This window comes from Thioalkalivibrio sp. ALE11, assembly GCF_000381205.1.
Lineage (GTDB): Bacteria > Pseudomonadota > Gammaproteobacteria > Ectothiorhodospirales > Ectothiorhodospiraceae > Thioalkalivibrio.
In genome coordinates, this window is the sequence record NZ_KB906168.1 from 165,717 (window position 1) to 190,395 (window position 24,679).

General features: G+C 70.1%; 20 protein-coding genes. 9 read left to right on the forward strand and 11 right to left on the reverse strand.

Annotated features, from left to right (window positions below; translation table 11 throughout):
- Positions 1-23: 23 nt before the first annotated feature.
- The 3 genes from F620_RS0107645 to msrP form a co-directional block, all read right to left on the reverse strand.
- A complete protein-coding gene (locus F620_RS0107645; protein ID WP_019022183.1) occupies positions 24-647 on the reverse strand; it encodes a hypothetical protein in 624 nt (207 codons plus the stop codon).
- 64 nt (positions 648-711) lie between these two features.
- On the reverse strand, positions 712-1,344 hold the full coding sequence (locus tag F620_RS0107650; RefSeq protein ID WP_019022184.1) for a sulfite oxidase heme-binding subunit YedZ: 633 nt from the start codon (positions 1,342-1,344) through the stop codon (positions 712-714).
- Complete coding sequence (gene msrP, locus F620_RS0107655) at positions 1,345-2,310, reverse strand: protein-methionine-sulfoxide reductase catalytic subunit MsrP (protein ID WP_019570084.1); 966 nt, start codon at positions 2,308-2,310, stop codon at positions 1,345-1,347.
- Positions 2,311-2,721: 411 nt separating this feature from the next.
- Here msrP and F620_RS0107660 point away from each other — a divergent pair, with 411 nt between their 5' ends.
- A complete protein-coding gene (locus tag F620_RS0107660) occupies positions 2,722-3,816 on the forward strand; it encodes a GTP-binding protein (RefSeq protein WP_019570085.1) in 1,095 nt (364 codons plus the stop codon).
- Between the two features lie 48 nt (positions 3,817-3,864).
- On the opposite strand, the gene F620_RS0107665 is transcribed toward F620_RS0107660, so the two are convergent.
- Complete coding sequence (locus F620_RS0107665) at positions 3,865-4,851, reverse strand: succinylglutamate desuccinylase/aspartoacylase family protein (protein WP_019570086.1); 987 nt, start codon at positions 4,849-4,851, stop codon at positions 3,865-3,867.
- A gap of 34 nt (positions 4,852-4,885) precedes the next feature.
- Positions 4,886-6,808, reverse strand: a complete 1,923-nt coding sequence (locus F620_RS0107670; protein ID WP_019570087.1) for a thioredoxin domain-containing protein — start codon at positions 6,806-6,808, stop codon at positions 4,886-4,888.
- A 131-nt stretch (positions 6,809-6,939) separates the two neighbouring features.
- Here F620_RS0107670 and F620_RS0107675 point away from each other — a divergent pair, with 131 nt between their 5' ends.
- From F620_RS0107675 to F620_RS0107700, 6 genes are all read left to right on the forward strand, one after another.
- Complete coding sequence (locus F620_RS0107675; RefSeq protein ID WP_019570088.1) at positions 6,940-7,935, forward strand: MerR family transcriptional regulator; 996 nt, start codon at positions 6,940-6,942, stop codon at positions 7,933-7,935.
- Between the two features lie 21 nt (positions 7,936-7,956).
- Positions 7,957-9,513, forward strand: coding sequence for a cryptochrome/photolyase family protein (locus tag F620_RS0107680; RefSeq protein ID WP_019570089.1), 1,557 nt, complete (start codon positions 7,957-7,959; stop codon positions 9,511-9,513).
- Positions 9,510-10,934 (forward strand): deoxyribodipyrimidine photo-lyase, encoded by a 1,425-nt coding sequence (locus F620_RS0107685; RefSeq protein ID WP_019570090.1) that lies wholly within the window; start codon positions 9,510-9,512, stop codon positions 10,932-10,934. Before F620_RS0107680 ends, F620_RS0107685 begins: the two co-directional genes overlap by 4 nt.
- Positions 10,935-11,083: 149 nt before the next feature.
- A complete protein-coding gene (locus F620_RS0107690) occupies positions 11,084-11,230 on the forward strand; it encodes a hypothetical protein (RefSeq protein ID WP_231364979.1) in 147 nt (48 codons plus the stop codon).
- Complete coding sequence (locus F620_RS0107695) at positions 11,214-11,801, forward strand: Fic family protein (RefSeq protein WP_019022198.1); 588 nt, start codon at positions 11,214-11,216, stop codon at positions 11,799-11,801. The genes F620_RS0107690 and F620_RS0107695 overlap by 17 nt, the downstream gene beginning before the upstream one ends.
- Positions 11,802-11,925: 124 nt before the next feature.
- Positions 11,926-12,192 carry a hypothetical protein gene (locus F620_RS0107700; protein WP_019570092.1) on the forward strand — a complete coding sequence of 89 codons (267 nt, stop codon included), beginning with the start codon at positions 11,926-11,928 and terminating at the stop codon, positions 12,190-12,192.
- A 38-nt stretch (positions 12,193-12,230) separates the two neighbouring features.
- Here the strand turns inward: F620_RS0107700 and F620_RS0107705 are convergent, their stop codons facing one another.
- The 6 genes from F620_RS0107705 to F620_RS0107730 all read right to left on the reverse strand — a co-directional run bounded on the left by F620_RS0107705 (position 12,231) and on the right by F620_RS0107730 (position 19,555).
- Positions 12,231-13,556 carry an MFS transporter gene (locus F620_RS0107705; protein WP_019022200.1) on the reverse strand — a complete coding sequence of 442 codons (1,326 nt, stop codon included), beginning with the start codon at positions 13,554-13,556 and terminating at the stop codon, positions 12,231-12,233.
- 7 nt (positions 13,557-13,563) lie between these two features.
- Positions 13,564-14,085 (reverse strand): hypothetical protein, encoded by a 522-nt coding sequence (locus F620_RS0107710; protein WP_019570093.1) that lies wholly within the window; start codon positions 14,083-14,085, stop codon positions 13,564-13,566.
- Complete coding sequence (locus F620_RS0107715; RefSeq protein ID WP_019570094.1) at positions 14,082-14,381, reverse strand: nucleotidyltransferase domain-containing protein; 300 nt, start codon at positions 14,379-14,381, stop codon at positions 14,082-14,084. Before F620_RS0107715 ends, F620_RS0107710 begins: the two co-directional genes overlap by 4 nt.
- Positions 14,382-14,466: 85 nt before the next feature.
- The gene (locus tag F620_RS0107720) at positions 14,467-15,975 is read right to left on the reverse strand and encodes a ribonuclease H-like domain-containing protein (RefSeq protein ID WP_019570095.1); all 1,509 of its coding nucleotides are present in this window, start codon (positions 15,973-15,975) and stop codon (positions 14,467-14,469) included.
- Positions 15,972-18,368, reverse strand: a complete 2,397-nt coding sequence (locus tag F620_RS0107725; RefSeq protein ID WP_019570096.1) for a DEAD/DEAH box helicase — start codon at positions 18,366-18,368, stop codon at positions 15,972-15,974. The genes F620_RS0107720 and F620_RS0107725 overlap by 4 nt, the downstream gene beginning before the upstream one ends.
- 65 nt (positions 18,369-18,433) lie before the next feature.
- Positions 18,434-19,555, reverse strand: coding sequence for a hypothetical protein (locus tag F620_RS0107730; protein WP_019570097.1), 1,122 nt, complete (start codon positions 19,553-19,555; stop codon positions 18,434-18,436).
- Positions 19,556-19,707: 152 nt separating this feature from the next.
- Between F620_RS0107730 and F620_RS0107735 the strand changes: the two genes are divergently transcribed.
- Together F620_RS0107735 and F620_RS0107740 are read left to right on the forward strand one after the other, a co-directional pair.
- Entirely contained in the window at positions 19,708-21,015 is a 1,308-nt protein-coding gene (locus tag F620_RS0107735; RefSeq protein WP_026331354.1) for a DNA repair exonuclease, read from the forward strand.
- On the forward strand, positions 21,012-24,581 hold the full coding sequence (locus F620_RS0107740) for a hypothetical protein (RefSeq protein WP_019570099.1): 3,570 nt from the start codon (positions 21,012-21,014) through the stop codon (positions 24,579-24,581). The genes F620_RS0107735 and F620_RS0107740 overlap by 4 nt, the downstream gene beginning before the upstream one ends.
- The last annotated feature ends 98 nt before the right edge of the window (positions 24,582-24,679 follow it).

Here is a 24,679-nt window from a genome sequence, read left to right on the forward strand (position 1 = left end):
TTTCCCATGCCCGCCCGGCGGCGCTACTGGACCGTGCCCTGGTTGGCGGCCTGGAAGTACTCCATGGCCTTCTGGATGGCGTACATCGGCCCGTCATCCATCGCCTCGCGGGTGTGCGGCAACTGGATATCGGCGTGGTACTTGCGAAGCGCCAGCACGTGGATCGGCAGCTCGCGACCGAACTTGTCGTTGGCGTAGTTGAAGTGCTGCGCCAGTCCCAGCACCAGATGCACCCGATCGTTCGCCTCCAGCGACTCGGGCGACACCGAGACCTCCGGCATCTGCCCGACCTGCCCGGTGACCTGCACCTCAATCACACGGTCGCCGTCCGCCGGCGCCGGGCGCTCCGCCTCGTCGGTCACCAGCTTCAGGTTCTCGGAGAGATCCAGATACCCCTTGTTCAGGATGTGCTGGTGGGGCTGGAACACCTTGCTGGACATGTTCACCGCCCACAGCTCGAGGATCTCCTTGAGATCCTGCGCCGGCTGGGTGTCACCCAGGGCGAACAGCTGCTGCGCGTAGAGGATGTCCCACACCCACACCTGCCCGTATTCGGGCAGCTCGTCGCCGGATTCGTCCACCGAGACCGTCTGCAGCTCGGGCTGCTCGGCGTCGGGGGCATGCAGGGTGAGGGTGAAGGTGGCCAAGGAACTGCTCCAGTCTGACGTTTTCCCCATTGTAGCGATGCGACGCCGACCGCGGGGAGATCTTTCATCCCGCCCGGGGCCTTCGCGCCGGTTGCAGGGCCCGCCACAGCCGCCAGCCGAGCAGCACCGCCAGCACTGCGGCATACATCCCCACCTCGACGTAGTCCGCGCCGCGGGTCAGCCACAGCACGTGCAGGATGGCCAGAACGCCCGCCGCATAGGCCAGGCGGTGCAGACGCGGCCACCAGCGCCGCAACCGCCGCTGCGCACCCCGAGTGGAGGTCAGCGCCAGCACCAGCAGGATCAGCCAGGCGGCAAAGCCGACCGTGACATACGGCCGGTGACGGATGTCGTCCAGGATCAGCACCCAGTCAAAGAACAGATCCAGCCCGACCCAGACCAGCAGATGCGCGCTGACCCAGGCAAAGGCCACCAGCCCGAGCATCCGCCGCAGCGCGCTGATCCAGGCCAGGCCCGTCCACTGGCGCAGCGGCGTGACCGCCAGTGCCACCAGCAGCGCGATCATCGCGTGGGTGCCGGTATCCGCCAGCAGCCGCTCGATCGGGTTGACCCCGAGACCGCCGAACCACCCGGCCGCGCGCAGCGCGATCCACACCCCCGGCGCCAGCGAGGCCGCCAGCACCAGAGTCCACACCCCGCGCGGAGGCCGGGCCGATGCGCGCCGGCGCCTTTCCACTCAGAACTTCTCGGTCAGGTCCATTCCGGCATACATCGAGGCAACTTCTTCCCCGTAGCCGTTGAACATCTCGGTGCGCCGGCGGCGGAATTCGCCGATGCGCCGCTCGGTGGCCTGCGACCAGCGCGGGTGGTCCACGTCGGGGTTCACGTTGCTGTAGAAGCCGTACTCGTTCGGCTGCATGCGGTTCCACGAGGTCGGAGGTTCGTCCTCGACGAAGCGGATGCGCACGATCGACTTGATGCTCTTGAAGCCGTATTTCCACGGCACCACCAGGCGGATCGGCGCCCCGTTCTGGTTGGGCAGCACATGGTCGTACATCCCCACCGAAATGATCGTCAGCGGATGCCACGCTTCGTCCATGCGCAGCCCTTCCACGTACGGCCACTCGAGCACGCTGCGACGCTGCCCCGGCAGGTTGTCCGGATCATGGATGCTCTCGAAGGCGACATAGCGGGCGCTGCCGGTCGGCTCGGCACGGTCGATGATGCGGTTGAGCTCGAAACCGATCCACGGGATCACCATCGACCAGCCTTCCACGCAACGCAGGCGGTAGATCCGCTCCTCCAGCGACCAGGGGTCGATGAAATCTTCCAGCGCATACTCCCCGGGGTTGTCGCAGAGCCCCTCCACGCGGATGCTCCAGGGGTCGGTCTGCAGCTTGTCGGCCAGACGATGCGGATCGTCCTTGCCGGAGCCCAGCTCGAAGAAGTTGTTGTAGGTGGTCGCGTCCTCGAACGGGGTCAGCGATTCGTCGGTGGAGAACTCGCCCGGCTCCGCGTCCAGGGGCTTCAGCTCGTCGCGCAGATCGGCACCCGCCGGGCCCGCAAGCCCCAGGGCCCCCAGGCCCAGCCCCGCCCCGAGGGCCAGACCGCCCTTCATGAACTCGCGGCGGCGCCGGTAGACCGCCTCGGGCGTCACCTCGCTGCGCGGGATGTCACTGCGCCGGCGCACTCGTATCAGCATGGGGTCTTCCTCGTCCGGGGATCTGAACCAATCGACCCCGCAGCGGCGTGTGAGTTCGCGCGCCCGGACAATACCGACCAGGCCGCGAAGCGCCCACCCCGTCATTGCGAGGAGCCGAAGGCGACGCGGCAATCGGCCGAAGCGGGCTGCACGCCGGAACCGGTGACCCTGGATGGAGATCGCCACGTCGCTAAGCGACTCGCGATGACGGGGAAAAGGAGGGCCATGCGAATCGCGATGACGGGGACGCGAATGGCGTCGCGCGAACATGAACGGGGGCGGGTGCGTAAACGGGTTCGCGAACCGGTGCGGGTGCGGGTACGAATCAAACGATCGCGCCGGGTCCGGTCACCACGGGATCCGCGAAGCACCACTGTTATCATGTTTCACCGTCGAATCACGGAGACCGCCATGAGCCGCACAGAACCCGCCCATCGAGACATCCCGGTCAACCTTGTCACCGGCTTCCTCGGGGTCGGCAAGACCACCACCATCCGCGCCCTGCTGGCCCAGCGTCCGCAGGACGAACGCTGGGCGGTACTGGTCAACGAATTCGGCGAGATCGGCGTGGACGGCGGCCTGCTGGCCGACACCGGCGTGCGCACCGAGGAGATCCCCGGCGGCTGCCTGTGCTGCGTCTCCGCGCAGATGTTCACCGTGGGCCTCAACCGCCTGATCCGCCAGCAGCGTCCCGACCGCATCCTGATCGAGCCCACCGGCCTCGGGCATCCGGCCGAGATCATCCGCACCCTGACCGCCCCGCCCTACGACACCGCGCTGGATCTGCGCGCGACCGTCACGGTGATGGACGCGCGCCACCTGGCCTCGCCGCGCCATCGCGAGCACCCCAACTGGAACGACCAGATCGCGGTGGCCGACGTGCTGATCGCGAACAAGGCCGATGCCTGGAGCGAGGCCGACCGCGAGGCCCTGCATGCGTTCGTGGCCGGCCTGCCAGCTCCGCGCCCGCGGGTGATCGAGACCCGCGAGGGGCACATCGATGCGGCGCTGCTGGACGCCCCGCGCCTGGAGCACGGCGGCGCCCTGTTCCCGGAGGCCCGGGCATACCTGTCCGCGACCGCGGACGATGGCCATGACCACGCACACGACCATGGGCATGAGCACGAACATGACCATGCGCCCGCAGCCGACGCGAGTGACTGGGTGGTGATCGACAACCGCGGCGACGGATTCGTCGGCCGTTCATGGCGCTTCCCGACGTCCACCGTGTTCGATCACGCGGCGCTGGAGGCCCTGATACAGGAACAGGACGCGGACCGCCTCAAGGGCGTGCTGCAGACCGAACGCGGCTGGCAGCAGATCAACCGGGTGGAGCGCGATGGCGGCCTGGAAGCGCTGGCGGCGCCCCCGGAGACCACCCCGCCCCGTCTGGAACTGATCCGTGCCGAAAGCGGCGACCGCGGCGGCCGCAAGGAGCTCGAGGCGCTCAACGCCGTGGACCGCGCCCTGCGGCGCGCCGCCCGACTGCCCGCGGACGACGACTGAGCCGCCAACGCCCCGTTCAGGCCCCGGGGTCTACTGCAGACCCGGGGCCTACTGCGGACCGGGCGGCACCTCGCGGTCGCTGAACTCCGCGCGGTAGAACCACTCGTTCCCCGGCAGGCTGTTGGGGTTGGGGAACACGATGAAACCGTCCTCCGGCGCGCGCACCTCGGTCCCGTCGGCGCGCACGCCGATCAGATCACCCCGGGTCAACGGATCGAAACTCTTCCACTCGCGGGCGAAGGCATCATCCGGGTGGTCGCGGTCGATGACCTCCACCAGGCGCAGCACCTCGGGGTCGGCCTGCCCGGGCGTGGCGCGCTGCGGCAGCATCGCCAGCTGGGCCAGCGCGTTGATGATGGCGTTGCACGCCACCTCCGGCGCCTGCGGGTCGTCGTGCTGGCCGCATTCCAGGGTCACCCCGTAGCCGCCCTGGCTGCGCATGTACTCGGTGGTGCCGATGCCGTAGCTCGGATCGGTGGACAGGATCTGCGCCCGGTGGCTCGCGTTGGGGTTCTTCATGCGCTTCTCCACCCCGCGCGCATAGGTGTCCAGCCAGCCCTCCACCATGCGCCGCGGTCCCAGGCAGGCCGCCAGCGCCTGTTCCTCGGCCGCCTGCGCAAACGGCTCCAGCTCGCCATCGTTGTCACGCGGGCCGAGCATGATGAACGGCTGCCCGCCGGTGTGGAACGAGTGCAGGTCCAGCAGCACGTCGTGCGCCGCCAGCAGCGGACACAGCCGGTTGGCGATACGATCCTCGAAATCCTGCGGATCCTCGGTCACCCGCAGGTTGCGATTGAGATTGCGCTCGCCCATGCGCTGGTTGCGCTGCACCGCCAGCGGGTTGGTGCGCGGCACCAGCGTGAGCGTGCCGCGCAGCAGCTCGCGTTCGCCGGATTCCAGTTCCGCCTGCAGCCGCTCGGTCGCCTCGGTGCCGCACAGCTCGTTGCCATGCACCGCACCCAGCACGATCAGGCGCGGCCCGGGCTCCAGGCCGTGGAAGGTGACGGATTTCAGCGCCGTGGGCTGACCGGACATGCGCACACTCCTGCTTGCGTGGAAAAGGCGCAGTCTAGCGACCGTCCCCGCGATCCTCCAGCCACAGGATCAGTCCCGCGTGGTGCAGAGGATTGCTCTCGATGCCCCGCCCCGGCTCCAGCGGATAGTCGGCCAGCGCGGACTCCAGATCCGCATCCGCGGCGGCGTGTTCGGCCGTCAGCTGCAGCACGGCGGTGGTGCCCGACGGGCGGTGCACGGCCGGATGGAAACGCTCGGCGATCATGCCCGGCAGCGGCGGGTCCTCGGTGGTGCGGAACCCGTCCTCGCCGGAGAAACGCGTCCAGGCGGTCCGCAGCAGGGCGCGCACCCGCTCGCCGTCGCCGCTGTCAGTGGCGGCGTCCCAGTCGTGCAGGCCGCGGGCCACGTACGCGTAGTCCGGCAGCGTGGCCGGGCCGGCCTCCTCCGCGGGCAGGCCCAACAGCGCCGGCAGATCCTCCGGCTCGTCGGCGCGTGCCGCCAGCCAGTCGCGCACGTCCCGGCCCATGGCCGCGTACTCCTCGCCCAGGTCCTGGCGCACCGCTTCGGCCAGCGCCGACAGCAGCAGCCCGTGGGCGCCGGTCAGCACCTTCTCGTCACGCGGCAGGCCGCGCTCCTGACGTGCCTCGATCAGCGCCTTGCGCCCCCGGTCGACGTAGTCGCGCACCCGCTCCTCGTCGAGGCCGAAGCGCTCGCCCAGGGCTGCGGTGTCCATCCGGTCGGCCGGCAGATGCCCCGCACTGAACGCAGGTGCGCCGTCCATGCCGAAGCGTGCCCGCACCAGCTCCGGCTCGGGGTGATCCTCCAGCGCGGCGTCCAGGGCCGAGCCCGGCCACAGATAGGCACCGCCCTCGCGGCCCTCGTCGTCCAGCGCCGACAGGCTGGAGCCAAAGCCCCGGAAATCGCTCTCCGGTGCGCCCGCCGCGCCGGGGTCGGAATCGCGCAGGGCCATCTCGCGGCCGACGAAATCGAGGGTTTCCAGGCCGATCTGCGTCCAGTCCTCGCGCCCGAAGAGCTCGCCGGCACGCAGGTAGACACGCGCCAGCTGCGCCTGGTCCTCGAGCATGATTTCGAAGTGAGGCGTGCCCCAGTCCGGGGTTTCCGAATAACGGAAGAAGCCGCCGCCCAGCACGTCGCGCAGCCCGGATCCGGCCATCTCTTCCAGAGTGATGCTCAGGAATTCCCCGACCCAGTCCGGCGCGCGGGTGTCTTCCTGGGCGGTCAGCAGTGCATCCAGATAGGGGGAATGCGGGAACCTGGTCTCCTGCCCGAAGCCCCCGCCCAGATCATCCGCTTCGCGCTCCATTCGGCTCCAGAGGACGTCCGGCAGGCGTGCCGCACGCTCCGCCGACAGGGGCTGCTCCCCGTCGCGCAGACGCTGTTCCAGCTCGCGCGAGCCGGCGGCGGCCAGTTCGGCCAGGCGCTCCTCATCCGTCGTCAGCCGCTCCACCACGCCGTCGAGGAAGTTGGCAAAGCCATCCCGCGGGGCATAGACCACCCCGGTCAGCGCATGGCCCTCGGGCATCACCACCACGTTCAGCGGCCAGCCGGCGCTGCCCCCGGTCGCGCGCTGGAACTCCAGCAGGTAGGTGTCCAGCGCGGTATGCACCTCGCGGTCCAGCTTGACCGGGATGAAATGCTGGTTGAGCCGCTCGGCGATGCCCTCGTCGAGAAAGCTTTCCTCGTGCATCACGTGACAGTAATGGCAGGAGAAATAACCGCTGGAGATCAGCAGCGGCCGGCCGCTTTCGCGCGCCTCGTCCAGCAGGTCCCGGTCCCAGGCCCGCCACTGCACCGGGTCCTCCGCGTGCAGACGCAGATACGGGGAGATGCTCTCGGCCATCTCCGGATTCGCCGGCTCGGCCGCCAGCGGATGGGCTCCGGCCAGGACCAGCGCCAGACCCGCCGCCAGAACCGCAAGCGTGCGGCGCATTTCGGACACGGGATTCATGAAACTCATGGCCTACCTCAATCCGGACGTGTAATGTCTGTAAGACCGCTCAAGTTGATCAAGCATTCCCTCGCGGAATTCCCGAGCCGGCATCCACCTTTTTCGTACATGGTCTGTACAGATCCTGTATAGTTCGGAGCATGGCCATCGCAACCGACAACGACTCGAACGAGCAGGCGGGGCTGTACCCGATCCGGCACGTCTGTGCGGAGACCGGCATCAATGATGTCACCCTCCGCGCGTGGGAGCGTCGGTACGGGCTCATCCGCCCGATGCGCACCCCCAAGGGACACCGCCTCTACAGCGAGGAGGACATCCGGCGGGTCCGTCGGATCATGGAACTGCTGGACCAGGGCATCCCGGTCTCGCAGGTCCATCGCGTGCTGCAGCGCGACGAAGACGCCGCGGCGCAGGATCCTGCCGAACCCGAGGGGGACGACGGACCCGCCTCGCCGGCACCCGGCCGACGGCCCGCGATCAGTGGCCCCGGGATTGCCCCGCATACCGCCGACCCCATCGCCGACGCGCTGTACCACGCGGTGGACCCGCTGGACGTGGAGCAGCTGGACCGCGCCTACGCGCGGCTGGTGATGCGTCACGGATGGGACGGGGTGCACGAACGCGCCTTCCTCGAGGTCTATCGTCAGTTGCGCGAGGAGTCCCGCCATTCGCCCGAGGGCGAGGTACGCCTGGCGGTATTCTCCGCCTGGGCGACCGCCGCCCTGGCCGACCAGTTGCGCAATGCCCTGCGGGCCTGCGAAGGGCCTGTGGCGCCCTGCCTGGTGCTGGGCGGCGGTCATCAGCAGGTCGGCGGCATGCTGCTCCAGGTCAGCTGTGCCCGGCGCGGTCTCGCCACCCTGTCGTTGTTCGACGCGACCAGTGCGGCCGCGCTGGAGTCGCTGGTCGGCACCCTGGGTGCGCGCGGGATTGTCCTGCACGGCTCGTCGCGCCTGCTGCGCAGCCCGGACCTCAATCAGGTGGAGGGAATCCTGGCGGCACCCGGAGCGCCGGTCTACCTGGCAGGCTCCGCCGCCCTCGAGCTGTCCAAGCTCGACCGCCAGCGTCCGGTGGAAGTCCTGCCCGGCGCCCCCCTGGAAGCCGCCGACCGGCTCTGGCAGTACCTGGGCCGCGGCTGACCCCTGGATGGGCCCGAGGCGATGGCGACGCCCCTGCGCACGCTGCTGATCGTCCTCGGCGACCAGCTGGCCCCCGAACACCCCGTCCTCGCCACCCTCGACCCGGCACAGGATGCCCTGTGGATGGCCGAAGTCACCGGCGAATCCACTCACGTCCCCTCGCACCGGGCCCGCACCGCGCTGTTCCTCGCAGCGATGCGCCACTTCGCCGAACGCCGCCGCGCGGCCGGGCTGACCGTGCACTACCGCCGGCTCGGCTCGACCGATCGCCCGGCAGACCTCGGCGGCGCGCTGGAATACGACCTGGCGCACCTGCAACCACAACGCCTGTGCGTGCTGCAGCCCGGCGAACGGCGCGTGCAGCGGGATCTGGAAAACGCCGCCGCTCGTCACGGGCTGCGTCTGGAGATCCGCGAGGACCCGCATTTCATCGACACCCCCGAGGCCTTCGGCCGCTGGGCCGGGTCGCGCCGCGAGCTGCGCCTGGAGCACTACTACCGCAAGCTGCGCCGCGAGCACGACGTGCTCATGGACGGCGAGGCGCCCGCCGGCGGCGCGTGGAACTTCGACGCCAGCAACCGGGGCAGCTTCGGCCGTCAGGGCCCCGGCCTGATCCCGGAGCCCCTGGGCTTCGCGCCGGATGCCATCACCCGGGAGGCGATCGACGATGTGCGCACCCACCTGCCGGACCTGCCGGGCGAGCTGGAGGACTTCGACTGGCCGGTCACCCCGGAGCAGGCGCAGGCGGCGCTGGAGGATTTCATCCGGAACCGGCTGCCCGCCTTCGGCACCTGGCAGGACGCGATGTGGACCGATTCGCCGTGGCTCTACCACGCGCGGATCTCCGCCGCGCTCAACCTGCACCTGCTGGACCCGCGCGCGGCCATCCGCGAGGCCGAGGCCGCATGGCACGACGGGCACGCGCCCATCGAGGCGGTGGAGGGCTTCATCCGCCAGATCCTCGGCTGGCGCGAATACGTGCGCGGGCTGTATTTCCATTTCGGCGACGACTGGCACGCCTGGAACGCCCTGGACGCCCGCGAGCCGCTGCCCCGGCTGTACTGGGACGCCGACACCGAGATGACCTGCCTGGCGCAGGCCGTAGGCCAGACCCTGCGGCTGGGCTACGCCCATCACATCCAGCGCCTGATGGTCGCCGGGCTGTTCGCCCAGCTGCTGGGCGTGGAGCCGCGCGCGATCCACGCGTGGTATCTGGGCATCTACGTGGACGCGGTCGAATGGGTGGAGTTGCCCAACGTGCTCGGCATGTCGCAGTACGCCGATGGCGGGCGCATGGCCTCCAAGCCCTACGTGGCCACCGGGCGCTACATCCAGCGCATGAGCAACTACTGCCGCCACTGCCGGTTCGACCCGGGCGAGGCCATCGGCGAGCGCGCCTGCCCGTTCACCACCCTGTACTGGGATTTCCTCGATCGCCACCGCGAGCGCTTCGCCCGCCACCCGCGCACCGCGCTGCAGTGGAAGCACGTCGAACGCATGGACCCCGAACGCCTGCAGCAGATCCACGACCGCGCGGGCGAGCTGCGCCGGCGCCTGCGCGAAGGAGACCGCCTGTGAGTACCCCGTCCCCCGCCCTCGTCTGGCTGCGCCGCGACCTGCGTCTGGCCGACCAGCCCGCGCTGCACGCCGCCGTAACCCGGGGCGGCCCGGTAATCCCGGTGTACATCCACGCGCCGGACGAAGAAGCGCCCTGGGCCCCCGGCGCGGCGTCGCGCTGGTGGCTGCATCACAGCCTGCAGGCGCTGAGGGGCGAGCTCGAGGCCCTGGGGGCGACGCTGACCCTGCGCCGGGGACCCAGCCTTGAGCAGCTCCGCGCGCTGGCGCGCGAGACCGGCGCCGGCGTGGTCTACTGGAACCGCCTGTACGAACCGGCGATCACCGCGCGCGATGCCACCATCAAGGCCGCGCTGCGCGAGGACGGCCTGGAGGTGCACAGCTTCGCCGCCGCCCTGCTGCACGAACCCCGGGAACTGGCCACCGGCCAGGGCACGCCCTACCGGGTCTTCACCCCGTACTGGCGCGCCGCCTGCAAACGCGGGCTGGAACGCGACCCGCTGCCTGCCCCGACGCGTATCCCCGCACCGCCGTCGCCCCCGGCCTCGGAACCGCTGGAGGCCCTCGACCTGCTGCCGCGCATCCGCTGGGACAGCGGGCTGGCCGCCGCCTGGAACCCCGGCGAGCGCGCCGCTCTGGAGCGTCTGCAGGGCTTCATCGAAGACGGCGTGGGCGCCTACGCCGAACGCCGCGAACGCCCCGACACCGACGGCACCTCGCGGCTGTCGCCGCATCTGCATTTCGGCGAGATCAGCCCGACGCAGATCCTGCGCGCCCTGCGCCAGGCCGGGTACGAGCCGACCGACGGCTCGGCCGAGCCCTTCGTGCGCGAACTCGGCTGGCGCGACTTCGCCCACCACGTGCTGTACCACTTCCCGCACACCCCGGAGCAGCCCCTGAACCCGCGCTTCGAGGCCTTCCCGTGGCGGGAGTCGGCGGAAGACCAGGAACGCTGGCAGCAGGGTCGTACCGGCATCCCCGTGATCGACGCCGCCATGCGCCAGCTGTGGGAGACCGGCTGGATGCACAACCGCATGCGCATGGCGGTCGGCTCCTTCCTCACCAAGAACCTGCGCCTGCACTGGCATGCCGGGGCGCGCTGGTTCTGGGACACCCTGGTCGACGCCGACCTCGCCGCCAACACCCTCGGCTGGCAATGGGCCGCCGGCTGCGGCGCCGATGCCGCGCCCTACTTCCGCGTCTTCAACCCGCAGCGGCAGGGCGAACGCTTCGACCCCGACGCCGCCTACATCCGGCGCTTCGTCCCCGAACTCGCCCGCGCCCCCGCCCGCGACATCCACCAGCTGCGCCCCGGCCTCGCCGCCGACTACCCCGCCCCCATGGTCGACCTGAAACAGAGCCGCCAGGCCGCCCTCGATGCCTTCGCCACCATCAAGAACCCGCCGAGGTCCGACCATGGTTGAGGCACCGTCGTCGTCATCGCAGACCGGGCGAAACGTACGGTGCTACACTGTAATGTTAGAGAGTTGCTGGATTGAGAATGGAAATGAAGCCGATCAAGAGACCGCGCCTTAGCTTGCAGCCCCTCGGGCCACACGACCCGGTTGAGCGCGTGCGGCGATCCCGCGCCAACATCCGCCTTGAGGGACTGCACGCCGACCCGCGGACCGAAGCCCTGGTCGCAGCCATGGCTCGCGGGGAGATCAATGCCGACAAGGCCGTTGGCGAGATCCGTTCCTGGTATGCCGGTCGAACCTGAAACCTGGCCCGGCACCAACGTCTACATCAACCACCTCGGTCTGAAAGACCGCCGGGAACTTGCCGAAGCCGAAGCATCCCTCACCTGGGTCCGCATCGAAGAGTACCGGGATCGACCCCACCGCCCCGCCACATTCGACCTCGAACACCTGTGTCACATCCACCACCAGATTTTTCAGGACCTTTATGACTGGGCGGGGCATATCCGCTCGTTCGACATCCGCAAGGGTTACTGCGAATTCACCCCCGCCGGGTCCATCGAACACTACGCTCATCAGATCTACACGGAACTGGCCGAACAGGATTTTCTTCGGGGACTGGACCGCGAGCCATTCACTCGGAATCTCGCTCGCTATTACGACCTGATCAATCGCCTGCACCCCTTCCCGGAAGGCAACGGACGAACGCAGAGGCTCTTTATCGAAGATCTGGCGGCATTTTCCGGTGTCTCCGTAAACTGGGGTCTCGTCCCGCAGTGGCAAATTGTCGAAACCGCCGTCCGGGCCTTCGATGGCGACCGCGAACCAACAATCTGGATGTTCAGCGAAATACTGGAATGGGTGGTTGACTGACGCCGCCCGCGGCTCTTGCCGGCCCTGACAGAGTCGCCAGGCCGCCCTCGATGCCTTCGCCACCATCAAGCAGAGCGGGTAGAATGGTCTGCGATCCCATGAACCCAACAGCGAGAATCCGGCGATGAGCACCTTTTCGGAAGGCAACCTGCAGTACCCGCGCAACGTCTCCTACAACTTCAGCCAGTACGAAGACACCACTCCGGTGCGCGTGGAGGCCGAAGGCAAGCGCTACGTGGGCCAGCTGCTCAACCACGAGCCGCCCTACCGCGTGCGCGTAACCGAAGAGATCGTGACCCCCGGCAGCGCCCGTTTCATCCCGGTGCGCGAGATCCAGCTCCAGAGCCTCGACGGCGTGGAATACCTGCACCAGGGCCACCACGCGCACTGAGCCATAAACCGCGAGCCGGCTCCGGCCGGCTCAACGGTTCACACGCCGGCGATGTGGTCGGGCATGCGCACCGGGGCAGACGCGATCAGGGCGATCACGAACAGCGCCAGACAGAACAGGATGGCGTTGGCCAGCCCCAGCCAGGTCTGCAGCAGGCCCAGCCCCAGCAGGCCGAAGATCGCCGCGGCCTTGGCCGCCAGCCCCCAGAACCCGAACCAGCGCCCGGCCTCGCGCGGCGGGGACATGATCGCCACCAGCGCGCGGCCGGCCGACTGCGCCGCCCCCAGGCTCAGGCCGGCGACCGCTCCCACCACCAGGAACACCTCCTGCGCCTCCACCGGGCGGCCCAGCAGCGCGGCCAGCGCGTCCGCCACCGTCGGCGTGGCGTAGATCGCCAGCACCGCCAGACACCACATGATCAGCGTCAGACGGTAGATCCGCACCGGCCCCGCGCGATCCTGCAGCCAGCCGAACCCGATCGCCCCGACGATCGCCGTGATCTGGGTGATCACGAACATCGTCACCCGCGTGGACTCATCCCACTCGATCACCTGCGAGCCATAGATAAAGGTGAAGGCAATGATGATGTAGATCCCCGCCATCAGGAAGAAGATGGACACGAACAGGCTGCGCAGCGCGCGATCCTCGCTCAGGCGCTGCAGCGCCAGCAGCACGCGCCGCCAGCCCAGCCCCAGCTGCACCCGGCGCGCAAGCTCGCGGCGCGTGCCGCGCTCCTTCAGAAACAGAAAGGTCGGCAGCGCCGAGACCAGGAAGAACGCCGCCGCGAACGGTCCCACCCAGCGGATGCGGTCGAAGTTCTCCTCGGTCACCTCACCCAGCAGCCCCAGCGCAAACGCCGTGGCCACCAGCCCGCCCAGATACCCCAGCCCCCAGCCCAGCCCCGAGATCCAGCCCAGCCGCTCCGGCGGGCCCAGGTCCGGCAGGAAACTGGCGATGAACGACTCGCCGATGGCGTAACCGAAGTTGGAGGCAACGATCAGCGCCATGCCGAACCAGATCAGCCCCGGCTCGACGAAATACAGCAGTCCTGTGGTCACCACCGTCAACAGCCATGAGCCCAGCAGGAACCGCTTGCGCGTGGCCGTGGCATCCATGATCGACCCCGCCAGCGGCGCCAGCAGCACCACCATCCCGTAACTCACCGCCAGCGCCACGCTCCACAGCAGATTGCCGAGGCGGTAATCGGGCCCGTCCCCCACGATCACGCGGGTGAACAGATCGCCGAAGATCACGGTGATGATCAGCAGGGTGTACGCCTGATTGGCGAAATCGAACATCGCCCAGCCGAAGATCTCCCGGCGGGGCGCCGGCGCCTTGGGCGGATAGCGCCGGATCAGCGACATGCCGGCACTATTCCGCTCCCGCAAGCGATACGGGCACCGCCGTGGAATCCAGTCCTATGCGCTCCACCGCGAAACGCCGCACCCGCTCGTAGGTGTCCAGCAGCATATCCGTGTGCGCGCGGGTACGACAAAGGTCTTCGGCGAAGGTCTCCGGATCGCGCATGTACTCGTGCACCAGCCGGTTGCGCAGCCGCCGCACTTCAAGCCAGTCTTCCAGGTCCTCGATCACACCCAGACGTTCCGCCCGATTGAGGACCTCGATCTGACTGCCCGGTGTTTCCGCCAGCGCAAGAAGCCAGCGTGGCAGGAGCTTGTCGGCGATGGTGTCCTGCATGCGGCCGAAACGGGACACGAATGCTTCCATGCGCTCCGCTCGCTCCGGGGCGTCGTCCAGCGCTCGCACCCATTCAGCGTCGATCGATTCCGCTGCCAGCCGCCCGCGACTCCAGTCCAGATGTTCTCCCTCCCGGCGCACGATCTCCAGCGTCTGCAGAAAGCGATCGACTGGCAGCAAACTTTCCTCGTTCACAGCGGCACCCCCGTGCGACGGGCTTCGCGGTGAATCGGCTCGCAGGTCGTACCGGGATCGATGGTGACCACATCGAATTCGCGATCCCCCAGGCGCCTCTGCAGGCGCGCCACCAGGGTCAGCTCCCGCGACCGCCGATCCGGCATCGACTGCGGCAGCTCCACCAGCAGGTCGATGTCCCCGCCGCGCGCGGCATCATCCGTGCGCGAACCGAACAGCAGCACGCGAGCCTCCTCGCCAAAGACCTCCCGCACCGTGGTGCGAATCGTCTCGCGGGTTTCGTTCGACAGGCGCATGGGCATGGACTCGACGTGGCGAGGGATTCCGGAATCGTAACAAATCCCCGGCACCGGAACGGACCGGTCGGGGCCAAGCCCGGCTTCAACCGGTGGGAGGCCAGCCCTCTGGCCGATCGGGGGCCGAGTCCGGGCTCGCGTCGGCGAGCAGGCCTGCATCCCGGCCGAGGCGCTGTACCAGACGGGCACACCGCGCACGCGCGGCGGCAGAATCCGGCAGGCGACGCGCCCACTCCAGGGCGGTCGCGGGGTCACGGCGCTGATGCTCGTGGTATTTGGCCAGGGCCTCGATGGCTTCCGGGTGTCCCTGTTCGGCCAGAGGCTGCCACAGGGCGACCGCGCGTTCCCGGACGCCCGCGCGGCGCCATTCCCGGGCAAGCCACAACCGCCCGACGGGGGTCAGCCGTTGTTCGCATTGCTGCAGCAGTCGGCGGGCTTCCAGCGGCCCCCGAAGGCGGTGCAACAGACGCGCGGCGCCCTCGGGCGAAGCCAGCTGCGCCGGCGGGTCGGCCAGCACACCGGCGAGCGCGGGACCCAGAACGGCCAGACTGAAGATATCGTCGGCATTGTGCCGCACCACACGCTGCAGCAAATCCGCCCGACCGAAGCGCAGGTACGCCTGCCACGCCCACGGCGCGTCAGAACCGGGGAGGTCATCGGGGCGCTGCAGGCCCAGAAGCCGTTCTTCCGCGGTGCGCAGGCGGCAGTCGGGCCAGGCATGGCCATACAGCGCGCGTACCGGATGGAGAAAGTCGGTGTGGGCGCTGTCCGCCGGATCGTTTCGACGCTGCATGCGCCGGCGGTCGCGCAACAGCGGCAGGTCGAAGGTCTTGCCGTTGTAGCTGACCAGGCGCTCGCAGCCGGCCAGCGCGGCGTCCACCGACTCCAGCATGGTGGCCTCGCCGGCGAACGCGGTCATCAGCCACTGGCGCAGGCGCAGGCCCTCGCCGCTCGGGGTCGCCAGGCCCACCAGAAACGCAACGGTCCCGGCACCGCCGGCCAGCCCCGTGGTCTCGGTGTCGATGAAGCCCACCCGTTCGCCGGCCTCCCAGAACGGCCACACCGCCCCCAGGGCCTCCCCCAGAGCCAGCCGGCCATGTTCGTGCCCCGGTGGCAGCTCGCGATCCAGCAGGATCACGTGTTCGCCAATGCGACTGCCGCCGAGACGTTCGGCGAGTTCGTCAACGGATACGGCCGGGCCATTGGGGCTCATGGCGGGCGCCGTCGCGCTGTCTGCCTTCCCGACTGCGGGGGGTACGGCGGACGGCGGGGCATCCTGCGGACTGGGCGGTTTCGGCGCAGCTCCCATACGCCGGATCCGTTCGCGCAGCTCGGCCAGCGCGCGGGCGCGCTGCGGGCTTTCGCCCTGCCCGGTCGCCGGCGCCCGACCTTCGCGCACGCATCCTTCGTTTTCCGACGCATCCCGCGGATCTGCAGAGGCGTCCGTCATCGAACCGGTTTCTTCCCCGGATTCAGCCCCCGGGGCCGTACCGGAGGGCCCGGCCCCGTCGCGGACAGCCTCGTCCGCGTTGCGCCGTTCCGGGTTCACGCCGGCCTGCCGTCGCAGGGTGTTCAGCCGGTCGGACAGGCTCATGCCGCCACCTCCACGTCCAGGGCCTCCAGCACGGTGAGCGCCGCCTGTTTGGGCGAGAACCCGCGCACCTCGTCGCTGGCGAGGATCGGGCCGATGCAGGCGGGACAGCCATGGGCACAGCCGCAGTTGCGGATCAAGGCCAGGGCGTCGCGGACCACCCGCACCCGGGCATCGAACAGCGGCGACGACAGCCCGACGCCCCCGGGGTAGTTGTCGTACAGGAACACCGCCGGGCGGAAGCGCGCCTCCTGCTCGGGGTCGCGCTCGCCGCCGTCGAGGGTGCGCAGCTGTCCCCGCCCGCCGGCCCCCACGGTGGCAAACCAGCGGGCGTCGCCGTCACCCACCGCTCGACCGAGATCCTGCGGTTCCGACATCACCACCAGCGCGGCGACGTGGTGCATCGCGTAGGCCGCGCCGAGGAAGCCGTCCAGGGCCTCATGGCGCGAGGCGAAACGCGCCGCCAGGGCCTCCGGCGCCATCTGCCACCACACCGAGGTCGTGTGCATCTCCTGGTCCGGCAGGTTGATGTTGCCGTAGCCCACGTTTTCATGGGTGTAGTAGCGGATCTTCTTGTAGCCCGGGATGCGGCGGACGATGTGCACCTCGCCGCGCGCGGCCTCGCCCTGCCCGGCCGCGCTGCGCTCGAAGTCGTCGAGGATCTTCAGCCGGGTGTAGTCGATGGCGTCGGTGTAGTAGTCGGCGCGCGTGCGGGTGACGAAGGCCTTGCGCCCGTCCCAGTCGAGGTGCTCGACCTGGTAGGGCACCGCCTGCACCAGATAGATCGCGCCCTCGTAGAGGGTCTCCGCCGCGCTGGAGAAGTCCACCTCGGCGATGATGTTCTGCTGCCCGTCGCTGGTGTCCACCACCACGAAGTTGCCCTCGGCCACCGAGCGCAGGCTGACGCTCTGCGCCGGGTAGCTGTCCTCGGTCCAGTGCCAGGTGTCGGACTCGCGGTGCAGCACGCCCTCCTCTTCCAGGTAGTTGAGCAGGGCCTCCAGGTCCTCGCCGCCAAAGGTCTCGCCGCGCCGGAACGGCAGCTCGAACGCGGCGCAGCGCACGTGGTCCAGCAGGATCAGCAGCTGGTCCGGGGCGATGCGCGCCTGCTCCGGCGACTGCCCGAGGAAGAACTCCGGGTTGCGGATGATGTACTGATCCAGCGGCTCGGAGCTGGCCACCAGCACGCCCAGCGACGGCCGGTTGCGGCGCCCGGCGCGGCCGAGGCGCTGCCAGGTGCTGGCGATGGTGCCCGGGTAGCCGGTCAGCAGGCACACATCCAGACTGCCGATATCCACGCCCAGCTCCAGCGCCGAGGTGGCGATCACGCAGTCGACGTTGCCGCCGCGCAGGGCCTTCTCGGTCTCGCGGCGCTCGTTCGGCAGATAGCCGCCGCGATACGCGGCCACCCGCGCCGCCTTGCGCGGGTCGTTGTCGAACACGTCCTTCATGTAGCGGGTGATGATCTCCACCATCAGCCGTGTGCGCGCGAAGATGATGGTGGACAGCTTGGCCCGCATGGCCGTGCGCGCGATCCGCGTGACCTGCGAGCGCGCCGAGGCTCGGATGCCCAGATTGGCGTTCACCACCGGCGGATTCCACAGCAGCAGGTGGCGTTCGCCGGCCGGCGCGCCGCTCTCGGTGATCGCCTCCACCGGTGCGCCCACCAGCCCTTCCGCCAGCTCCTGCGGGTTGGCGATGGTCGCGGAACTCAGGATGAACACCGGATCCGCGCCGTAGAAGCGGCAGACCCGGCGCAGCCGGCGCATCACGTTCGCCACGTGCGAGCCGAACACCCCGCGGTAGCTGTGGGTCTCGTCGATGACCACGTACTCCAGGCTCTCGAAGAACTGCGCCCATTTGGTGTGGTGCGGCAGCACGCCCTGGTGCAGCATGTCCGGGTTGGTGACCACGATGTCCCCGCGCGTGCGCACCGCCTTGCGCGCATCGCCCGGGGTATCGCCGTCGAAGGTATAGGCGCGCACGCCCAGATCACCGGCCTCGTTGAGCTCCATCAGCTCGGCCACCTGGTCCTGCGACAGGGCCTTGGTGGGGAACAGATACAGCGCCCGCGCCTTGCGCTCGCGCGCCGCCTGCAGCACCGGCAGGTTGTAGCACAGGGTCTTGCCCGACGCGGTGGGGGTCACCACCACCGTGTGATGCCCGGCCCGCACCCGGTCCCAGGCCGCCCGCTGATGGCTGTACAGCTGGTGCAGACCGCGCGCCCGCAGGGCCGCGGCGAGAGCCGGATCAATGTCCTCCGGAATCGGCTCGTAACGTGCCGGACGCGCGGGCATCACCAGTTCGCCGGTGATCCGCTTACCATGGCGCGCCTTCAGCCGCTCCGCCAGCCGGCGCGCGCCTCCCCCGGTGTCGCTGTCTGCATTCATGGGACGCATGCTACTGCATCCGCCCCTCCGTGGTGGACGCCCCTGCCCCGGCTCCGGGAGCCGGCTGGTGGAGCCTATCGATCCGGCCCGGGTCCTGACCCGGATCCTGCCCAGGGTCCGGACTCGCCCCGACCCTGCCCGGAGGTCTGATCCGAACCCGTATCGGTCGAGGGCGCGGAACCGGAAGCGGGATCCCCGTCGACACCCGACCCGGCGGTGGCCATGCCCTCCGCATCATCGGAACGGTCCGACCCGCCGCCCGTCCAGGCGGCGGCCTTCTGCCGCATCTCGCCGAACTTGCCGGTCAGTTTTTCCAGCCGCCCCTCCCATTCCGGGTCGGGGTCCTGGCCCTCGGTCACGCGGGTGAACACCTGCATCAAAGCGACCATGCCCACCGGCTCGATCACGGCCTGCTTCACGCCCCAGGCGAACACCAGGGCGATGATGACCGTCAGCGGACCGGCCAGCGCCGGGATCAGCGCTACCAGGCCGGCGACGGGGGCAAGGATGACGAGAAACACGAGGAAGGTCATGCCCCAGATGAAGAACGCGAGGAAGAATGCATTCTTCAGGAACGCCTTGTAGTTCTGCGCATACAGGATCAGCGCGGTGCGGCTGGCCGCCCACGGGTTCTCGGCCCGGGTGCGGATGTTGTAGGCGAGGATCACCTCGTCCAGGTAGGTCAGCGAGAGGTTGATGATCGTATTGATGAAGCTCGCCAGCCCCCTGGTACCGGGCAGCGGGATCAGCGCCGCAATGCTGAAGAAGGCCCGGTTGAAGACCTTGAGCACGCCCTTGATCAGCTGGTCCACCGCGAACAGCACCGAGGCCTGGGCAAAGCGCTCGCGCACCACCTCGCGCGCGTGCTCGATCTGGCCGCGGCCCTGCGGCAGCTCCTGCCCGTCCATGCGCTCCACCAGCACCGCGATATGCCCGGCCTTCACGATGTACAGCAGGTATTCGCGGAAGAAGTACACCACCGCGCCCACCAGGCCGAAGCCGATGAAGCCGCCCCACAAACCGAATACCCCGGGGTTGTCGCCGATATACCCGATCCCGTAGCCGAGGCCCGCACCGACCCCCGTGCCAATCACGTACGCCAGCGTGATCCCCACGTAGATGACGAAACGGAACACCAGAAACGGTGCGGTACTGCGCAGCAGACCCAGGGTCTCCCGCATGCTGAAGTCCTTCATGGCGTTGCCCCCCCGAAAAGGTCCCGTTGTGATGCACCAGCATCACCCACAGGGGACACTCCTGTCCCCCTCCGGATACAGGGGGCGGGCCCACTTCTCCCCTGCCTCCGGCGGTGCGACCATAGGGCCCCGAACACCGGAAAGGGATCTCCATGCCCGTTCGAATCCTCGCCGTGGGCGACATGCACCTGGGTCGCCGTCCCTCCCGGCTGCCGGCCGCGCTGGCCGACGACGGCGCGCGCCTGGGGCCGGCCGAGGCCTGGGAGCGCTGTGTCCGCCTGGCCATCGAACAGCAGGTGGACGCGGTGGCACTGGCCGGGGACCTGGTCGAACGCGAGGACGACTTCTTCGAGGCCTACCGGCAGCTGCGCACCGGCATCGACCGTCTGACCGGGGCCGGCATCCGCGTGGCGGGCGTGGCCGGCAACCACGACGTGGCCGTGCTGCCGCGTCTGGCCGATGAACTGGATGGCTTTCACCTGCTGGGCCGTGGCGGGACCTGGGAGCGCCTCACCCTGGGCGCGGACGAAGACCGGGTGACCCTGCACGGCTGGTCGTTCCCGTCGCGGCGGGTGACCACCAGCCCGCTCGCCGGACATGACTTCCATGCGCGGGGCGACGGCGCGGCGGCCGGCGTTCAGCTGGGTCTGCTGCACGCCGACCGCGACGCACGCGACTCGCACTACGCCCCGGTGCGCTCGGCCGAACTGGCCGGTGCCGGACTGGATGCCTGGCTGCTGGGGCATATCCATCGCCCGGACGCCCTCGACGCCGCGGGCACGGCCGGGCGCTACACCGGCGGTTACCTCGGCTCCATTACCGGCCTGCACCCCGGCGAACACGGCGCGCGCGGCCCGTGGCTGCTGACCGTGGAGGCGGGCCGCATCCAGTCCCTGGAACAGCAGTGCCTCGCCCCGCTGCACTGGGCCCGCGTCGATCTCGACCTGACCGGCCTCGAGACCGCCGAACAGGCCCGCACCCGCCTGCTGCAGCAGCTGCGCGAGCTGGAAGCGGGACTGGACGCCCGCCCCGTCCCGCCGCGCGCGCTGGGCCTGCGCCTGCGCCTGACCGGGGCCACCACCCTCGCCGGCGAGGTGGCACACCAGCTGGACGGGCATCGCGAGGAGAGCATCGCCGCCAGCCCCGAGCGCTTCACCTTCATCGAGCGCATCCTCGCCGATACCCGGCCGCCGGTCGATCTGGATGAACTGGCTCGCCGGCAGGACCACGCCGGGCTGCTGGCCCGCCGGCTGCGCGACCTGCACCGCCCGGCCGACGACCCCGACCGCCGCGCGCTGATCGAACGCGCACGCGACGAGCTGGCACCGGTCGCCGACGACGCCCGCTGGCAGGGCCTGCCCGCGGCGGCACTGGATGAAGAAGCCATCGCCGAACACCTGACCGATACCGGCAGCCGCCTGCTGGAACGCCTGCTGGCCGAAACGGAGGCCGGCGCGTGAAACTGCAATCCATCGAGATCCGCCGGCTGCCCGGGATCGATCGGGGCTTCGTCATCGACGCTCTGGACCCGGCGGTCAACTTCGTCACCGGGCCGAATGCCTCCGGCAAGAGCAGCCTGATCCGCGCCCTGCGCCATCTGCTGGCCGGGCATCGCCCGGGCGACCCGCACCAGCTGTCGCTGACCGCCGGCTTCCACGACGGGCGCCATCTGTGGACCGTGGACCGCAACGGGGCACATGTGGCGTGGCAGTGCGATGGCCGCCCGGCCGAACCGCCCGCCCCGCCCCCGGCGGATCTGCTCGACAGCTACCTGATCGGCGTCGAGGACCTGGTGCAGATCCAGGGCAGCGGCGAGCAGGCCCTCGCCCGCCAGCTGCGCCGGGAACTCAACGGCGGGCTGGACCTGCCCGCACTGCGCGACGAGCTGTTCCCGCATGCCCCGCGCGCCGGACACCGCGAGCGCCAGGCGCTGGAACGGGCCCGCCAGCAGCGCGAGGAGGTCGAACGCGAACAGCGCCAGGCCGCCGCCGGGGAACAGCGCCTGCCGGAGCTGGACCGCGAGATCGCGCAGGCAATGCAAGCGCAGGAAGAGCAGAAGGCCCTGGAGACCGCACTGCGCCTGCTGGACACCGAACAGGCCCTGCGCGGGACCGCCGCACGCCTGGAAGAATTCCCGCCCGACATGGAGCGCCTGACCGGCCGCGAACCGGAACGCCTCGCCGCACTGGACCGCCGCCGCGAGCACGCCCGCGAAGAACTCGCCCGCACGGAACAGGCCCGCCGGCAGGCCGCCGAGCGGCTGGCACGTACCGGGCTGGAGAACGCCCGACCGGATCCCGCCGAACTCGAACGCCTGCGCGGGCGTCTGGAGGCCCTGCACCAGCAGGAACGGGCACTGGCCGACGCCGACACCGCCTGTACCGACGCGCGTACCGCGCGCGACCGGGCCCTCGCCCGGCTCGACGGCCGCGAGGACACCGCCCGCGAACTGCCACAACTGGACGACGCCAGCCTCGACCGGGCGCACGATCTCGCCCGCCGCCGGCGCGAGCTGGAAGACCGCCGCGCGGCCCTCGAGACGCGGGTGCAGGGTGCGCCGGAGTCCTCCCCCGAAGAGGAGCTGGAACGCCACGAACGCGGCGCGCGGCTGCTGTATGACTGGCTGGCCCTGCCGTCGCCGGACCACCGCGAGCGTCCCGTCCTCCCGACCGTGCTCGGGGCTGGCCTGGGCGCCATCATCGCGGTCTTTGGCGGACTCGTCGGCCCCGGCTGGCTGGCTGTCGTGGGCGGCGGCGTGATGCTGCTGGCGCTGCTGCCGCTGCGGTTCCCTGGGATGGTCTCCGGGATCCTGCCGGAACGTCTGCGCCGCTCGGCCGAAGCGCTGGCCGCGGACGCCCGCCGCGACCAGCTGACCCGGGAGTTCACGGCGCTGGGCCTGGACAAGGCCCCCGATGCGCCGTGGGTCCCGGCCGGCGTGCGCGCCTGTCTCGAGGCCATCGAACGCCGCCGCGATACACTGCGGCTGGACCGCCAGCGTTTCGAGGAGGCCCGCACGCTGCGGTCCGAGCGCGACAGCGTGGACCGACAGTTGCAGGAACTGGAACAGGAAGAGGCCGCCTTCGCACGCGAAGCCGGCTTCGACCCGACGCTTGCCGGGCGGCTCGACGATTTCCTCCAGCGCACCCGCGAGCTGCAGCAGGCCGAGCTGGCCCTGCAGCAAGCCGAAGCCCGGCGGGCGGACACCGCCGGCCGCGTCCGGGCCCTGTCCACGGAACTGCGCGAAGCCCTCGCCCGTTGGCCCGGCACCAAAACCGACGCCGCGCCCGACGCATCCCCGGCCCACGTCGATCTGGCGCCTGCCGTGGCCGCCCTGCGCGAGCGCGCCGACGAGGCCGCAGAGGCCGAGCGCGAGGCCGCCGAGAAGGAACGCGAGGCGCGGCGGCTGCGGGACACGCTGGAGGAGATCGAGCAGGAAACCGCCCGCGAGCTGGCCGAGGTCGGCCTGGGGCCGGATCAGCGCGGCATTCTGGAACAGCGTCTGGAGCAGCACGAGGCGTGGCGCGAACTGCGGGACCAGCGGGAAGAACAGCGCCGGCGCCGCGACGACCTCGCGCGCGAACTGGTGGCCCGTCCGGACCTGCTCGCCCTGGCCGGCACGCAGGATTCCCCCGGCGAGCGCGACACCCTGGCCCGGCGCCACACCGAGGCGGTCGACCGCGCCGCACGGCTGGAGGAACTGCGCGAGGAACGCAGCCAGATCCGGGAACGCATCCGCCAGACCGGGCTCAAGGGGGAACGCGAACGGGCCATGGCGGCCGAACAGGGCGCGCGCGAGGCGCTGGAGCAGCACCGCGCCAGGGCCCTCGAAAGCACCGCCGGCCGGTTCCTGCTGGACGACATCCAGGACGAGTTCCGCCGCGAGGAAGAACCCGAGCTGCTGCGCCGCGCGCGCGAGGCCTTCGCCCGCTTCACCCACCACCAGTGGGCCCTGCGGTTGAGCGACGAGGACGACGGCTTCCTCGGCGAGGACCGCGTGCAGGGGGCCCTGCGCACCCCCGGCGAGCTTTCCACCGCTACCCGCATGCAGCTGCTGCTGGCCCTGCGTCTGGCCCGCGTGGAGACCCGCGAGGCCGGCGACGGATCACGGCGCTGGCCGCTGCTGATCGACGAAGCTCTGGCCACTACCGACCCCGAACGCGCCGGCGTGATGTTCCGCACCCTGCGCGAACTCGCGCAGGATCGACAGATCCTGTATCTGGCGGCCAGCGACTACGAGGTGCAGCTGTGGCAGCAGGCCACCGGCGAGTCACCTCACCGGGTGGACCTGCAGGCCGTGCGCGGGATCGCGATGGACAAGTCCGGGGAAGGCTCGGGGCGGACTCCGGCCCGTTTCCGTCTTCCCGCCGCGCCGACCATCCCCGAACCCGGCGACCGGGACATCGCCAGCTGGGCCCGCGAGCTGGGGGTCCCGAGCCCGGACCCGACGGCTCCGGCCGAAGAGGTCCACCTGCTGCACGTACTGTTCGACGACCCCGCCACCGCGCGGAGCCTGATGCAGGACTGGCGGGTGGACCGGGTCGGGCCGCTGCGCAGCCTGTTGGACAGCCGGATCGCCGCCCGCGCCCTGCCCGAGACACGCCGGCGCACCGCCCTCGCCCATCGCAGCATGGCTCTGGAGCACTGGCTGGACGCCTGCCGGATCGGCCATGGCCAACCGGTGAACCGGGGGATCCTGGAACAGGCGCACGCGGACGGCGTGCTGACCGACAACACCCTCGAGGGCGTGGTGCGACGTGCGGAAGAAACGGGGGGTGACCCTGTAGAGCTCCTGGAGGGCCTGCGTCAGGGTCCGATCACCATGGCCAGCGGCACCGAGCAGCGCCTGCGGACCAACCAGCGTGAACAGCTGGAGTCCTGGCTGAAGGAACACGGCCTGCTGGACGAGCGTGACCCGCTCACGCCGGAGCAGCGCCGGCAGTACGTCCTGGAACGCGCGCCCGCGGATGCCGACCCGGGCGACATCCAGCGCCTGATCGACCACCTGGAGCACGAAACCGGCGACTGACACCCCCGGCAATCCGCCGATTCGTGAACGGTTCCGCATTCCGGCCGTCCCATCCGCCCCGCAGGCAGGCCAGAATTGGGGGTTCTTCACCCTGTAGT